Origin of the sequence: Gordonia amarae NBRC 15530 (assembly GCF_000241345.1) — a bacterium.
Lineage (GTDB): Bacteria > Actinomycetota > Actinomycetes > Mycobacteriales > Mycobacteriaceae > Gordonia > Gordonia amarae.
This window is the reverse complement of the sequence record NZ_BAED01000019.1, coordinates 68,807-81,622: the sequence shown is the minus strand read 5'-3', so window position 1 is coordinate 81,622 and position 12,816 is coordinate 68,807. Positions and strand designations below refer to the sequence as shown.

At 66.1% G+C, this 12,816-nt stretch carries 14 protein-coding genes and 1 pseudogene; 9 read left to right on the top strand and 6 right to left on the bottom strand.

Annotated features, from left to right (window positions below; genetic code table 11):
• Positions 1–9: 9 nt before the first annotated feature.
• Positions 10–1,374: a lipase family protein gene (locus tag GOAMR_RS04765; RefSeq protein ID WP_244427258.1), complete on the bottom strand. Its 1,365-nt coding sequence runs from the start codon at positions 1,372–1,374 to the stop codon at positions 10–12.
• Between the two features lie 112 nt (positions 1,375–1,486).
• Positions 1,487–1,684 (bottom strand): hypothetical protein, encoded by a 198-nt coding sequence (locus GOAMR_RS04760; protein WP_138943595.1) that lies wholly within the window; start codon positions 1,682–1,684, stop codon positions 1,487–1,489.
• A gap of 249 nt (positions 1,685–1,933) precedes the next feature.
• Between GOAMR_RS04760 and GOAMR_RS04755 the strand changes: the two genes are divergently transcribed.
• Positions 1,934–2,419 (top strand): hypothetical protein, encoded by a 486-nt coding sequence (locus GOAMR_RS04755; RefSeq protein WP_005183357.1) that lies wholly within the window; start codon positions 1,934–1,936, stop codon positions 2,417–2,419.
• Positions 2,420–2,498: 79 nt separating this feature from the next.
• Here the strand turns inward: GOAMR_RS04755 and GOAMR_RS04750 are convergent, their stop codons facing one another.
• The gene (locus GOAMR_RS04750) at positions 2,499–3,149 is read right to left on the bottom strand and encodes a TetR/AcrR family transcriptional regulator (RefSeq protein ID WP_040514382.1); all 651 of its coding nucleotides are present in this window, start codon (positions 3,147–3,149) and stop codon (positions 2,499–2,501) included.
• A 114-nt stretch (positions 3,150–3,263) separates the two neighbouring features.
• On the opposite strand from GOAMR_RS04750, the gene GOAMR_RS04745 reads away from it, so the two are divergent.
• The 7 genes and pseudogenes from GOAMR_RS04745 (at position 3,264) to GOAMR_RS04715 (ending at position 10,357) form a co-directional block, all read left to right on the top strand.
• Positions 3,264–4,133: an alpha/beta fold hydrolase gene (locus GOAMR_RS04745; RefSeq protein WP_005183351.1), complete on the top strand. Its 870-nt coding sequence runs from the start codon at positions 3,264–3,266 to the stop codon at positions 4,131–4,133.
• A 7-nt stretch (positions 4,134–4,140) separates the two neighbouring features.
• Positions 4,141–5,160, top strand: coding sequence for a VOC family protein (locus tag GOAMR_RS04740; protein ID WP_040514426.1), 1,020 nt, complete (start codon positions 4,141–4,143; stop codon positions 5,158–5,160).
• On the top strand, positions 5,157–6,872 hold the full coding sequence (locus GOAMR_RS04735; RefSeq protein WP_005183347.1) for a bifunctional 3-(3-hydroxy-phenyl)propionate/3-hydroxycinnamic acid hydroxylase: 1,716 nt from the start codon (positions 5,157–5,159) through the stop codon (positions 6,870–6,872). The genes GOAMR_RS04740 and GOAMR_RS04735 overlap by 4 nt, the downstream gene beginning before the upstream one ends.
• Positions 6,869–7,690, top strand: coding sequence for a 2-keto-4-pentenoate hydratase (locus GOAMR_RS04730; RefSeq protein ID WP_005183344.1), 822 nt, complete (start codon positions 6,869–6,871; stop codon positions 7,688–7,690). The genes GOAMR_RS04735 and GOAMR_RS04730 overlap by 4 nt, the downstream gene beginning before the upstream one ends.
• Positions 7,691–7,692: 2 nt before the next feature.
• Positions 7,693–8,217 (top strand): annotated as a pseudogene (locus tag GOAMR_RS04725) (acetaldehyde dehydrogenase family protein); the annotation flags it as partial.
• Positions 8,214–9,263 carry a 4-hydroxy-2-oxovalerate aldolase gene (gene dmpG, locus GOAMR_RS04720; RefSeq protein ID WP_005183339.1) on the top strand — a complete coding sequence of 350 codons (1,050 nt, stop codon included), beginning with the start codon at positions 8,214–8,216 and terminating at the stop codon, positions 9,261–9,263. The pseudogene GOAMR_RS04725 and the gene dmpG, both read left to right, overlap by 4 nt.
• Positions 9,260–10,357 (top strand): amidohydrolase family protein, encoded by a 1,098-nt coding sequence (locus GOAMR_RS04715; protein ID WP_005183336.1) that lies wholly within the window; start codon positions 9,260–9,262, stop codon positions 10,355–10,357. The genes dmpG and GOAMR_RS04715 overlap by 4 nt, the downstream gene beginning before the upstream one ends.
• 70 nt (positions 10,358–10,427) lie before the next feature.
• Here GOAMR_RS04715 and GOAMR_RS04710 read toward each other — a convergent pair whose 3' ends face one another.
• Positions 10,428–10,721 carry an antibiotic biosynthesis monooxygenase family protein gene (locus GOAMR_RS04710; protein ID WP_005183334.1) on the bottom strand — a complete coding sequence of 98 codons (294 nt, stop codon included), beginning with the start codon at positions 10,719–10,721 and terminating at the stop codon, positions 10,428–10,430.
• 124 nt (positions 10,722–10,845) lie between these two features.
• A complete protein-coding gene (locus tag GOAMR_RS04705; protein ID WP_005183331.1) occupies positions 10,846–11,205 on the bottom strand; it encodes a hypothetical protein in 360 nt (119 codons plus the stop codon).
• A gap of 204 nt (positions 11,206–11,409) precedes the next feature.
• Here GOAMR_RS04705 and GOAMR_RS04700 point away from each other — a divergent pair, with 204 nt between their 5' ends.
• Positions 11,410–12,297, top strand: coding sequence for a dienelactone hydrolase family protein (locus GOAMR_RS04700; RefSeq protein ID WP_005183328.1), 888 nt, complete (start codon positions 11,410–11,412; stop codon positions 12,295–12,297).
• Between the two features lie 17 nt (positions 12,298–12,314).
• Here GOAMR_RS04700 and GOAMR_RS04695 read toward each other — a convergent pair whose 3' ends face one another.
• A complete protein-coding gene (locus tag GOAMR_RS04695; protein WP_005183325.1) occupies positions 12,315–12,746 on the bottom strand; it encodes a nitroreductase family deazaflavin-dependent oxidoreductase in 432 nt (143 codons plus the stop codon).
• Positions 12,747–12,816: the final 70 nt, after the last annotated feature.

Here is a 12,816-nt window from a genome sequence, read left to right as displayed (position 1 = left end):
CCTGCGTGGCTACTTGCCGCGGCCGATCTGCTGTCCGAAAAGCCCGGCGACGACAGTGCCGACGGTGTCGGAGAACGTCGGCCACCACCGGGCGTCGGTTCCCATCGTCAGCTCGTCGCGGGTCACGCAACGTTGCTGGGCGGGCTTGCCGTCAAGCCGGTCCTTGAGCCACAGGATGGCCAGCGGTGCGCCCGAGATCTCGGCGATGACGTGCTCGGACAAGTGGTCTCGGGTGTAGGTGACCGAGGCTTTCGGGTCGCGGCAGTAGGTGCGGACGAGCGTGTCGACCTGCCGGACGGGGATGATTTCGTCGAGTGCGCTGTTCCAGATGTACATCGGCATATCCGGCACTGTCTTGCCCATCTTGGTTTCGTTGAGCACCCGTTTGACGGCGGGTGCATTCACCGGGTCACCGGGCCAGCGCAGGAATCCCTTGATGTTGAGGAACGGCAGAAGAATCGACTGGTACTGCACGCAGAGGGGATTCTTGAGCGAGGCGAGCGCTTTGCCTTCGGCGTTCATGTGTTTGTTCAGGAACTTCTGGAAGTCCGGGTATTCACGGCCGAGGCCCATGACCGCGCCCAGGATGAGTCCGCTGGTGACGTTGTTCGTCGAGGCGTTCAGGACTACCTTGAGGTCGGCGGGAACACCGCCCTCGGCGGCGCCGACGATATTCAGTTCGGGTGCGTAGGTCTGTTTGAGTTCGGCGGCGTGGCCGGTGACGATGGCGCCGCCGGAATAGCCGTAGAGGCCGACCGGAGAATCATCGCCGACGCCAATCGGCGCGAACCGTTTGGCGGCGCGAATGCCGTCGAGGGTGATCCGTGCGCCGAGCGGACCCGCGGCGTAGGCCATGTTCGGTCCCTGGTGGTCGGGCAGCGCCACCGCCCAGCCTTGGGCGAGCATTCCCTGCATGATGATCATCTCGGCCGGGACCACGATCTGTCCGGCCAGCGCGGCCGCCGACCACTGCTGCACCGCGTACGACGTCGAGCAATATCCGGCGAGTGAGTCTTCCGCGAGCTGCATCGACACCAGTTTGCGCGGCCCCTTGGTGGTGCCTCGGGGCTTGACCAGGGTCGTCACGGCGGCGATCGGCTCACCGCGGCTGTTCGTCGACCGGTACGAGAGTTGCCACGCGTCGACGTTGAGCGGCACGACACCGAGGTTGGCGGCGTTGATGCGCCGGGCGGCGATGATCTCTCCCGGCTCCTTGTCCTGGTAGGTCGCTTTCGGTGGCTCGTAGAACGACGGATCGAGTTCCTGCGGCAGCGGAATCGCTTTCGCCGGCGCCACTTTCACCTGCTGTTTGGGTGTATCGGCCGACGCCGGCGGCGCCAGCCCGACACCGGCGAGCGCGACAACAGCCGCCATCGAAAGCACCGTGCGTGAAAACAAGGTCATGGGTGGAGCCTCACAATCCAGGAGTGAAACATCAACATTTCACTTAGCGGGTGAGGCTACACGCCTGTGGTCGGGAACACAATCACCGTCGTTGCCAATCGCTCAGATGCCGCGCGAGCAACAGCGCCCGAAGCTCGTCTGCGTCCGTCGTGGAATCGGGAAACCTGGCGAGCGTGAACGCGACGTAATCCTTGAGACGCTGGGTCTTCGTCCACTTCTTTTCCGGTGCCAGCACCCGCAACAGCTCCACGAGTTCGCCTTTGATCATCGGAGTGGACATGTACACCGGATGCATCCTCGGCTCCGCCACTTCATCTCCTCCTCAGTACATAGGGTTCACCCGCCACGAAAGTCGGAATAGCGCGGGAGGTAGTCCGACTTTCGGGGGCAAAGTCGGAATAGCGGGGGTCGGTAGTGCAACCCCAGGAGAGGCAGGGCGTCACCACGACTAATTAGACACGGTAATGAAAATGCCGGACGCATCGACATGGCTTGTATGAGGTGAGTCACACACGACGCGGAGGTAACGATGCGAATCAAGTGGAAGCAGAAGATGGCCGCAGCGGGAGCGGCGATGGCAGTGGCGGCGACGGGAGCCGTGGCCGTCGGGGCCGGAACGGCTGACGCAGCCCCGAAACCGGTGCCGAGTAAGAAGGTGCCGGTGTGGCATGTTCCGTCGGCAGGGATCACGATCAGTGGACTGCTGATTCCCACGCCGTGGCTGGCCACCGTCTACGCGTCCAGCAATCAGCGCGGTGTGGTGACCTTCAGTGTTGCCGGCGGTGGACTGTGCTCCACCAACGCGGCGTACAAGCCGGTCGACATTTACTGGGCGAATCTGAGCAATGGCCGCACCGGCGCCACGTCGGTACAGCCGTGCAACTTCGGCGATCCCACCTATCCCGGCCTGTTCAAGAAGGCACACACCGGGTCCGGGCAGGTCGTGCTCGCCCTGGTGGTACCGGGCGCGATCCCGGCAACCATTCCGGGTTACGGCACGCTGACCGCGCCGTAGCCGCCCTGTCCGGACGCCGGACAAGGCACCACCTGTCAGGCGACCGAAGGAATCAGCCTGCGCGATCCTCGCCCGGCGATCAGTCCAGGCCCGGAATGGGAACCTCCGGCAGCGGGAGTCCGACGAGGCGATCGGCCTCGTCCCGGTCGATCCCCAGCATGAGCAGGACGTGGCGGGTGTAGTCGTCCGATGCCCGCCCGTCGTCGAGATCCGGGTGAGCCGCCAGCAATTGCATCAGGCCGAGCAGTGCACTACCCGACATCATCAGGCCCATTTCACTCGACGGCACAGTGAATCGGCCTTGCCGGATTCCCTCGTCCAGGTCGGCGACAGCGCGCGGACGCACTCCCCTGTCGGTGTTCAGGACCGACATTCCTTGACTCAGGACCACCTGCACGAGTTCGGGAACGTGCCGCTGCGCCCGGCCGAGTATGCGGAAGCTGGTCGCGAAAACCTCTGCGGGGTCGTCGATCCCGTCGACCACTTGGTCGCGCAGCATCCCCCAGGTGTCGAGCGCATCAGCCACCGCTTCGGCGAACAGTTCCTCTTTGCTGTCGAAGTGGTTGTAGAAGCTGCCGAAGCCAACACCGGCCGCGTCGGTGATCTCCTGGATGCTGACAGCGACCTTGCCGTCGGCGAGCAAGTGACGGCCCGCTGACAGCAATGCGGCCCGCGTACGCGCGCGCCTCGGATCCGCACGTCGCCCGGTTGCTTCCGTCGCAGTCCCCACGGCACCTCCTGAGCCTGAGCCGACACTTAACTTGATCAAATTATCAGAAACCCTTGACATCGGGCAGATCGAACTATTTGATGATTTCATCAGAAACGTTCGAAAGGCTGCCCGATGACCGTGCCCCCGCACCGATCCGAGTCACTGATCCCCGTCGGACGCCGCGAGGTGTTCGTGACCGAGGCCGGTTCCGGCACTCCCGTCGTCCTCCTGCACGGCGGCGGCGCCGGCGCGTCCGGTGCCTCGAACTACGCCAAGAACATCGACGCCCTCGCCGAGCACTTCCGGGTGATCGTCCCGGACATGCCCGGTTACGGCCGGTCGACCAAAGACATCGACCAGGACGACCCGTTCGGTGACCTCGCCACCGCGATCCGCGGACTCCTCGATGCCCTCGACATCGACCGCGCGCACCTGGTCGGCAACTCGTACGGCGGTGCCGCGGCGCTGCGGCTGGCGATGGACCGGCCCGACCGCGTGGGCCGGCTCATCCTGATGGGCCCCGGCGGCATCGGCACCACCCGCGCGCTGCCGACCAAGGGACTGAACGCGCTGCTGAACTACTATTCCGGGGACGGGCCGAGCCGCGCGAAACTCGAGACGTTCATCCGCGACTACCTCGTGTACGACGGAGCCTCGGTGCCCGACGATCTCATCGACCTGCGGTACGAGGCCAGCATCGACCCGGCGGTGGTGGCCAACCCACCGTTGCGTCGCCCGTCGGGGCCGAAAGCTCCCCGCACCTTGCTGCGGATGGATCTGACCCGCGACCGGCGACTGTCGGGGGTCACCGCCCGCACGCTCGTCGTGTGGGGCGCCGACGACAAGGTCAATCGCCCCACCGGCGGGCAGATGCTCGTCGAAACGATGCCCAACTGCGACCTGTTCATCGCCGCCCGGACCGGTCACTGGGTGCAGTGGGAACGTGCCGGCCTGTTCAACGAGATGGCCGTCCGCTTCCTGGGAGACGACACCGATGAGTGACCGGCAGATGTCCACAGACTCGGTGTACGGGAACGTCCGGCTCGGCTACCTGATCGTCGAATCGAACAAGATGCTGGACTGGCATCGTTTCGGTGCCGACGCGATCGGCCTGCACGTCGACGAACTGTCCCGCGACGCACTGCGCTTCCGGCTCGACGACCATGAATGCCGGTTCCTGATCCGGCGCGGACCCGCCGAGGATCTGACCGCCATCGGCTGGCAGGTCACCGACCACGGATCGTTCGACCGCATCCTCGCCCGGCTCGTCGACCGGGGTGTCCCCGTGGACGAGGGCACCCCAGAAGAGGCGGCGCTGCGCGGGGTGGAACGGCTGTGGCGGTTCCCCGGACCGAAGGGTGTTGTGCAGGAGATCTTCACGACGGCACGCACCACTGTGACACCGCTGCGGATGATCACCTCCGGTTATGTCACCGGCGCAGCGGGCATGGGGCATGTCGCGGTCACCACGAAGGACCCGGCGGGCATTCACCGTTACTACGACACCGTGTTCGACGCGCACCTGTCCGATTTGATCGACGAGAACATCTCCGGTGTGCGGATGAAGATCCGCTTCCTGCGGGTCAACGAACGCCACCACTCGATCGCGCTAGCCGGCACCCGCGGCGTCAGCCTCGACCCCATCCGCACCAGCGTGCAGCACGTCAACATTCAGGTCGCCGACCTCGAAGACATGCTGGCCGCCTACCAGCGCGTCACGGACCTCGGTTTCCGGATGGCGTGGACGGTCGGCCAGCACACCAACGACCGCGAACTGTCGTTCTACTGCGTCACCCCGTCCGGCTTCGAACTGGAAGTCGGGTGGAACCCGGTCCTCGTCACCCCCGAACTCGACGCGGCGTGGGAAGTCACCACCTACCAGGGGATCAGCATCTGGGGGCACGACGATGTCGGCCTCCGCGCACTCGACCGCCTCAGCCAGGTGCGTCAGGCCGTACTCAGCGCCCGCGCCCGCGAGGTCTCCGTCCCCGAACTCAGCGGCGCAGCCGCGGGAGGACTCACATCATGACCGACTACGATGTCGCGATCGTCGGCCTCGGCCCGACCGGCCTGACGCTGGCCCATCTACTGGCCCGCCGCGGCTTGTCGGTGCTGGTGCTCGAACGCGAACCCCGGTTCTACGGCAACGCCCGCGCCGTCTACACCGACGACGAGGCGCTGCGCGTCTTCCAGTCCGCCGGTGTCGCCGACGAGATCCACCAGGACATGATCGTCGATTCCGCGGTGCAATGGGTGCGCGCCGACGGCAAGGTGCTGGTCCAGTTCCGCGAACCGAGCCGCCGTATGTGGTGGCCGATCACCAACTTCCTGTACCAGCCTTACTTGGAGACCACCCTCGAACGGCTCCTCGACCGGTACCCGAATGTCGTGGTCCGCCGGTCCCGTGAGGTGGTGGGGTTCGAGCAGAACAAGCTGTCGGTGACCGTCGAGCATGCACCCACCTCCGGCAGCGGCTACGGAGCGGGACAAGCGGCTGTCGACGCCGAACACATCGAACGCACCACCGCGTCGTACCTGGTCGGCGCCGACGGCGGCCGCAGCATCGTGCGGACATCACTCGGAATCGAAATGTCCGGCAAGAGTTTTCCGGAACGCTGGCTGGTGGTCGATCTCAAGGCTAAGGACGGAACCGACGCCTTCGCGCACCTTCCGTACTTCGACTTCGTCTGTGATCCGGCGTTGCCGACGGTCAGCTGTCCGCAGCCGGGCGGACATCACCGCTTCGAGTTCGCGCTCACCGATGACGACGACAAGGATCACTTCGAAGCCGACGAGACCGTGCGGCGCCTGATCGGCCGCTTCGTCGACGTCGACGAGGTGGAGGTCAAGCGTCGCCTGGTGTACACGTTCAACGCGGTGGTCGCCGACCGGTGGCGGGCCGGGCGGATTCTGCTGGCCGGCGACGCCGCGCACATGACGCCGCAGTTCATCGGGCAGGGAATGAATGCCGGGGTCCGGGATGCCGACAATCTGTCCTGGAAACTCGCCGCGGTCCTGCGGCACGGTGCCGATCCGGCGATCCTGGACACCTACGAGACCGAGCGGCGTCCGCATGCCAAGGCGATGATCGATCTGTCGGTGCTCAACAAGTCGCTGGTCTCGGAGAAGAACGAGCGACGCGCACGCGGCCGGGATGTCGGCCTGTGGTCGATGCTGCATGTCCCGGGCCTGTCCGGTTGGGTCCGGAAGGCGGGGATGAAACCCAAACCCCGGTTCAAACGCGGCGCCTACCTCGGGCTGCCCCGCAAGCCGCTGCGCGGCATCGAGGGCACGCTGCCGCCTCAGCCGACGATGCGCACCTACGACGGTAAGCGCGCCCGGTTCGACGACACCGTCGGGATCGGGTGGACCGTCATCGGTTTCGAGGTCGACCCGCGTGAGGTTCTGGGCCGCCGGATCGCCACATGGGAGTCGGTGGAGCCGACCTATGCCACCGTCTACCGGGCCGGGCACCGTCCGCAAGGGCAGATCGGCGACGGCCGGCGCCGGGCCGGTCTGGTCGATCTGGAGGACACCGACGACCTGCTGACCGGGTGGTTGCGGAAAGCAGGGCACGGTCCGGGCACCGTGCTGGTCCTGCGGCCGGACAAGTTCGTGTTCGGCGCCGACACCGATGTGCAGACCTTGACCACTGCGCTGATCCGGCAGATCCGGCCGGGCTCCCACAGCCCCACACCGGTCTCGGTTCCGCCGTCCCCGAAGGAGACTTCCCCGCGATGACCCCTGATTCGATGACTACCGCTGATTCGATGATCACCGCTGCGGTCCAGCGGCTTCGGACCGCCGAACGCACGCGTGTCCCGTGTGCTCCGATCCGTGAGTTCATCGGCGCCGACGACATCGACGCCGCGTACGCGGTCCAGCAGGTGCTCGTCGCCGACCGGCTGGCCGGTGGCGCCCGGATCGTCGGCCGCAAGATCGGCCTCACCAGTCCCGCCGTGCAGGCACAACTCGGCGTGGACCGTCCCGACTTCGGGTTCCTGTTTGCCGACATGGATGTGACCGCCACCGGTATCGGCGCCGATGCCTTGTTGCAGCCGAAGGCCGAGGCGGAGGTCGCGTTCGTGCTCGCACGCGACCTCGACTCCCCCGAACTCGACCTCAACACCGTCCGCGACGCCATCGAATCATCCTGGGCCGCATTGGAAATCGTCGACAGTCGGATCGCCGATTGGGATATCCGGTTCGCCGACACCGTCGCCGACAACGCCAGCTCCGGGCTGTACGTTCTCGGTGACCGGCTCCCCGCCGATATCGCACCCGTCGATGTGGCGATGACGATGTCGATCAACGGGGAGATCGTCTCCACCGGGTCGGGCGATGCCTGCCTCGGTGACCCATTGAACGCACTGCTGTGGCTCGCCGAAACCGCCCGAGACCACGGCACGCCGTTGACCGCAGGTCAGGTGATCCTGTCCGGTGCACTCGGCCCGATGGCGCAGATCGCTCCCGGCGACCGCATCGAAGCGAGGCTCTCGGCCGACGGCAGCCCCGTCGCCACCGTGGCAACCCACGTGGAACCGGAGCAGTACCGATGACGTCCGTCCCGATCGTCGCCTCGATCAGTCGGGTGGTCCCGGTGCCGTACGCCGAGATCGTCGCGTCCATCTCGTCGAAGTCGGCGGGTCCGGGGGCACGCGCCAATATCGATGAATACACCGAAACCACCTCGCACGCCATCGAAACGGTCGGTGGGGCCAGGCGCGGCAAGGCGATCATCATCCTGAATCCGGCCGATCCGCCGATGATCATGCGCGACACCGTGCTGGCCCTGGTCGATGATCCCGGTGGTGTGCGTCGCGACGAGATCGTCGCATCGATCACCGCGATGGTCGGGGACGTGTCCTCCTACGTTCCCGGGTACCGACTCAAACAGCAGGTCCAGTTCGCCGAGATCCCCGCCGACTCACCGGTGCACACGTTGACCGATGGTGCTCACGCCACCCATCAGGTGACGGTGTTCCTGGAGGTCGAAGGCGCCGCCCACTATCTGCCGGCGTACGCCGGAAACCTCGACATCATGACGTCGGCGGCCGTGCGCGCCGGTGAGGAGTTGGCCCGATGACCCGTCCGTCCCCCGCCCTGTATCTACAGGATGTGACCCTGCGCGATGGTATGCACGCGTTGCGTCACCGGATCACGCCGCAAACGCTCGGGCTGATCGTCGCCGCCGTCGACGCTGCCGGTGTCGACGCCGTCGAAGTCGCGCACGGTGACGGTCTCGGCGGTGGCAGCCTCACCTACGGCCCGGGCAGCAACACCGACTGGGAATGGTTGGAGGCCGCGGCGGCGAACATCACGAACGCGCGGCTCACCACGCTGATCCTGCCGGGGATCGGGACCGCCGCCGATCTTCGGCGGGCACATGAGCTGGGTGTGCGATCTGTGCGGGTGGCCACCCACTGCACCGAGGCCGATGTGTCCCGGCAGCTGATCGAAACCGCCCGCGCACTGGGCATGGATGTGTCCGGGTTCCTGATGATGAGCCACCTCAGCGGCCCCGAGGCGCTCGCCGGCCAGGCAGCGTTGATGGCGTCCTACGGTGCGCACTGCGTGTACGTGGTCGATTCGGGTGGGCGCCTGACCATGGACGGCGTGCGCGAACGGGTCCGCGCCTACCGTGATGTGCTCGATCCGGCGGTCGAGATCGGTATCCACGCCCACCAGAACCTGTCGCTGGCGGTCGCCAACAGCGTCGTCGCCGTCGAGGAGGGCGCCACGCGGGTGGATGCGTCGCTGGCCGGGCTCGGAGCGGGTGCGGGCAATTGCCAGCTCGAATCGTTCGTCGCCGTCGCCGAAACCACCGGGTGGGGCACCAAAGCCGATCTGTTCGCGCTACAGGACGCCGCCGACGACCTGGTGCGGCCGTTGATGGATCGTCCCGCACAGGTCGACCGGGAAACCCTCACCCTCGGCTACGCAGGCGTCTACTCCAGTTTCCTGCGGCACGCCGAAAACGCCGCGGCCACCTACGGACTCGATGCGCGCAGCATCCTGCTCGAAGTCGGTCGCCGTAGGTTGATCGGCGGTCAGGAGGACATGATCGTCGACATCGCGCTGGATCTCGCCGCAGACACCCACCGGACCACACAGGAAAAGGCATCCGCATGACCGACAATACCATCCAGCCGATAGGCCGCCGAACCCTGCTTGTGGGGACCGGCGCCCTCGCCGCCGGGCTCGCAGCGACGTCCGCGGCGCCTTCTGCCGGCGCCGCTCCCGCGCCGCGCGGCCGCTACCGGATCGATCTGCACGCCCACTTCTTGCCGCCCGAGTACCGCGCCGCGCTTCTCGATCACGGCCACTACACCATCGGTGGTTATCCGACGCCCGCGTGGTCGCCGGAATCGGCGATCGACTTCATGGACCGCTGGGGCATCCAGGCGCAGGCGCTGTCGGTGTCCGATCCGGGTGTCGGGTTCCTGAAGGCCAAGGATGCGCGTGATATGGCCCGCTACTGCAATACCTACGCCGCCAAACTGTTCCGCACCCACGGCAAACGATTCGGCGCGTTCGCGACCCTGCCGATGTCGGATGTGGCCGCCTCGCTCAAGGAAATCGAGTACGCGCTCGACGTCCTGAAACTCGACGGTGTGACCCTGCTCAGCGCGTACAACGGTGTGTACCTCGGTGATCCGCGTTTCGAACCGATCATGGCCGCGCTCAATCGGCGCAAGGCATTCGTGTTCGTGCACCCGGCCGCGATCCCGGCGAACGCGAAACCGAATCTTCCGCTGCCGGACTTCCTCGAAGAGTTCACCTTCGACACCACCCGCGCCGCGACCCTGCTGATCGCGGGCGGAACCTTGCAGCGCTATCCCGGCATACGTTTCCAGCTGTCCCACGCCGGCGGTACCGTCCCGTTCCTGTCCTGGCGACTCGGTGTTCTGGCCGCAACCCCGGTCGGAGACCTGTGGCCCAAGGGCGCACCGCGTCCCGCGGCACTCGATGTGCAGAGGTGGATTCGGAACTTCTACTACGACACCGCATTGAGTGCGTCCGAGCCGGCGATGCGGGCGGTCCTCGCGGTAACCGACCGCTCGCACATCGTGTTCGGATCGGACTGGCCGTTCAGTCAGATGGTATTCACCGGCAGTGGGGACCCGACCCCGGGTCTGAGCTCGGTCTTCACCGCCGAGCAGCGGTACGAGGTCGAGCACATCAACCCGCTGCGGCAGCTCCCCCGGCTGAAGTCGGCCCTGTAACCGACTCCTCGCCGGGACTGCCGGACTAATGCACCAGGCGTACCCAATCAGGCATACCCGACCACGAGCCTCATTCGTCGTGCTGGACGAGTTCGAAACCCGACACCTCGACGCTCATGCCTCGTTTGGAGTCTTCGGTGTGGGCGTCGGGATTTCGTGTGGCATCCCACTTTTCGTAGTTCGCCTGTGAATCCCACCGGGTTACGACCAAGTACCGGTCCTCACCCTCGACGGGGCGGAGCAGTTCGAAACTCTCGAAACCCGGGGCCGCGTCGACCGCCTTCTTGCGCTCGGCGAATCGCTTCTCGATCTCGGCCTCGATCCCCCTGGGGAATGCCAGTGCCGAGATGCTGACGTATGTCATGACCGCTCCTTGATCGTCGTTGACCAGTGGTAAGGCTGACGCTACGACTGCCGTACCGGAACGACACGGGCCAATGGTCCCACGACGGGTGTGGCGCCCGCCACGTCATCGAGATGCGGACGGATCAGCCGCGGGGAGTCAGCGTGAACGTGCCGACCTGCACGCCGCCGAGGAACGCCGGGCCCCGGTAGCCACCGTGGCCGTCGCTGTTCATGAACACGCGGTGGCCGGGAAAGAAGTCCACGTAGTAGCCGCCGCCCCGCCTGGGGTGGATCGGATAGCGCCCGATGAGGACCAGGTCGTGCCCCTGCACGTACCCATTGCGTTGCAGCAGCACGGTTCCGCCCGACAAGGTGGTGGACGTGTAGGTGCCGGGCGGAACATCCGCCGACGCCGGGGCCGCCACCGTGAGCAGCGCAGCGACTCCGGCACCGGCCGCGATCGCGGCGGTCCGGACCAGGATGGAACGGGTTTGTGCAGGCATCGCCGTCTCCTCTCCGAGCAGTCTGCCCATCGTACGCCTGTTCTGTGATGCACAGCACAGTATCGACGGGGCCAGACCTCACCCACGGTGCAGGATGACTCGCGCTACGAACCGTTGTGGCGCGAGACCACCTCCACCGACCGTGATCCGAACCTCCGATACCGACACGCGACGACCCACCCTTTGGTCCGGCACACTGAGCTGATGACCGAACTGCTCGCGGACTTCGCTACCGACACGTTCTGCCACGACGACATGATCCACCGCTACCACCGGCTGGGATCGGGGCCGGCGGTGGTGGTGATCGCGGAGATCCCGGGTATCACACCCAAGGTGATCGAGTTCGCGCGGCGCGTCGCCGCCGCCGGGTGCACCGTCTACCTGCCATCGCTGTTTGGTGTCGACGGCGCCGACAGCACCACCCACGGACCGTCTGTGCTTCTCAAATCCCTCGGAAAGGTGTGCGTATCAAGGGAGTTCACCATCTTCGCGACCGGCAAGTCGTCGGCGGTGGTGCGCTGGCTGCGTGGCCTGGCCGCCAAAGCCCACGACGAATGCGGCGGCCCCGGTGTCGGAGCGGTCGGGATGTGCGTCACCGGAGGATTCGCGCTCGCGATGGCGGTCGATGACCGGATGCTCGCGCCGGTCCTATCCCAGCCGTCGCTGCCGCTGGCCATCACCCCGGGTCGGCGTCACAACATCGACATCGGTTCCGCCGACCTCGATGTGGTCAAAGCGCGGTGCGCCGGCGGCCTGCAGGTCCTCGGAGCGCGTTTCGACGGCGACAAGTTGTCACCGCCCGACCGATTCCGCTTCCTGCGCGAACAACTCGGCGACGCGTTCATCGGTGTCGAACTCCCCGACTCGTCGGCCAACCCCGACGGACAGGGACCGCCGCACTCGGTGCTCACCGACCACCTGATCGATGAACCCGGCCAACCCACCCGCGACACCCTCGATCAGGTCCTTGCCTTTTTCCGGGACAAGCTCGGTATCGAGCACGGGACGTCGGCGCAGCCATCACCGGAATCGACGTCGCCGGCGGCCATCGCCGACGAATCGTGTGGTGAGTGGCCTGACGCTGATCATTGATGCTTCGATCGTCCAGGTCACCGGATGCGGTGGAGTGCGAGGACCGGGATGACGCGGATACCTGCGGTCTTTTCCGCGTACCCGGCGAATCCGGGGTACCGGCGGGCCTGCTCGGCGTAGATGCGGTCACGGTCGTCTCCGGTGATCTCGGTGACGGTGACGTCGAACTCCTCGGTGCCGATCTCGACGCGAGCACTCCCCGCGGCGGTGAGGTTGTAGTACCAGGCGGGGTTCGTCGGCGCGCCCGCCTTGGATGCGAACACATGCACGGTGTCGGGGTCATTCTCGTCGGCCAGGTACATCATCGGGGTGACGGTCTGCTTACCCGATTTGCGGCCGACGTGATGCACAAGAATCATCGGCGCCCCTTCGAAGGCACCGCCGACCCGGCCCTCGTTGGCGTGAAACTCGTTGATGATCTGTGTATTCCAGTCAGCACTCTCAGTCATGACCGCTCCTCACGGTTGGTTGCGGGTAAGACACACAGGCTCAGTATGGCGTCCGATCGGGGAACTCGGC

Coding starts and splice junctions, on each gene's coding strand:
- GOAMR_RS04695 (WP_005183325.1), bottom strand. CDS start 12,746: ATGACTGAGAGTGCTGACTGGAATACACAGATCATCAACGAGTTTCAC.
- GOAMR_RS04735 (WP_005183347.1), top strand. CDS start 5,157: ATGACCGACTACGATGTCGCGATCGTCGGCCTCGGCCCGACCGGCCTG.
- GOAMR_RS04715 (WP_005183336.1), top strand. CDS start 9,260: ATGACCGACAATACCATCCAGCCGATAGGCCGCCGAACCCTGCTTGTG.
- GOAMR_RS04765 (WP_244427258.1), bottom strand. CDS start 1,374: ATGGCGGCTGTTGTCGCGCTCGCCGGTGTCGGGCTGGCGCCGCCGGCG.
- dmpG (WP_005183339.1), top strand. CDS start 8,214: ATGACCCGTCCGTCCCCCGCCCTGTATCTACAGGATGTGACCCTGCGC.
- GOAMR_RS04705 (WP_005183331.1), bottom strand. CDS start 11,205: ATGCCTGCACAAACCCGTTCCATCCTGGTCCGGACCGCCGCGATCGCG.
- GOAMR_RS04755 (WP_005183357.1), top strand. CDS start 1,934: ATGCGAATCAAGTGGAAGCAGAAGATGGCCGCAGCGGGAGCGGCGATG.
- GOAMR_RS04760 (WP_138943595.1), bottom strand. CDS start 1,684: ATGTCCACTCCGATGATCAAAGGCGAACTCGTGGAGCTGTTGCGGGTG.
- GOAMR_RS04745 (WP_005183351.1), top strand. CDS start 3,264: ATGACCGTGCCCCCGCACCGATCCGAGTCACTGATCCCCGTCGGACGC.
- GOAMR_RS04740 (WP_040514426.1), top strand. CDS start 4,141: ATGTCCACAGACTCGGTGTACGGGAACGTCCGGCTCGGCTACCTGATC.
- GOAMR_RS04710 (WP_005183334.1), bottom strand. CDS start 10,721: ATGACATACGTCAGCATCTCGGCACTGGCATTCCCCAGGGGGATCGAG.
- GOAMR_RS04730 (WP_005183344.1), top strand. CDS start 6,869: ATGACCCCTGATTCGATGACTACCGCTGATTCGATGATCACCGCTGCG.
- GOAMR_RS04700 (WP_005183328.1), top strand. CDS start 11,410: ATGACCGAACTGCTCGCGGACTTCGCTACCGACACGTTCTGCCACGAC.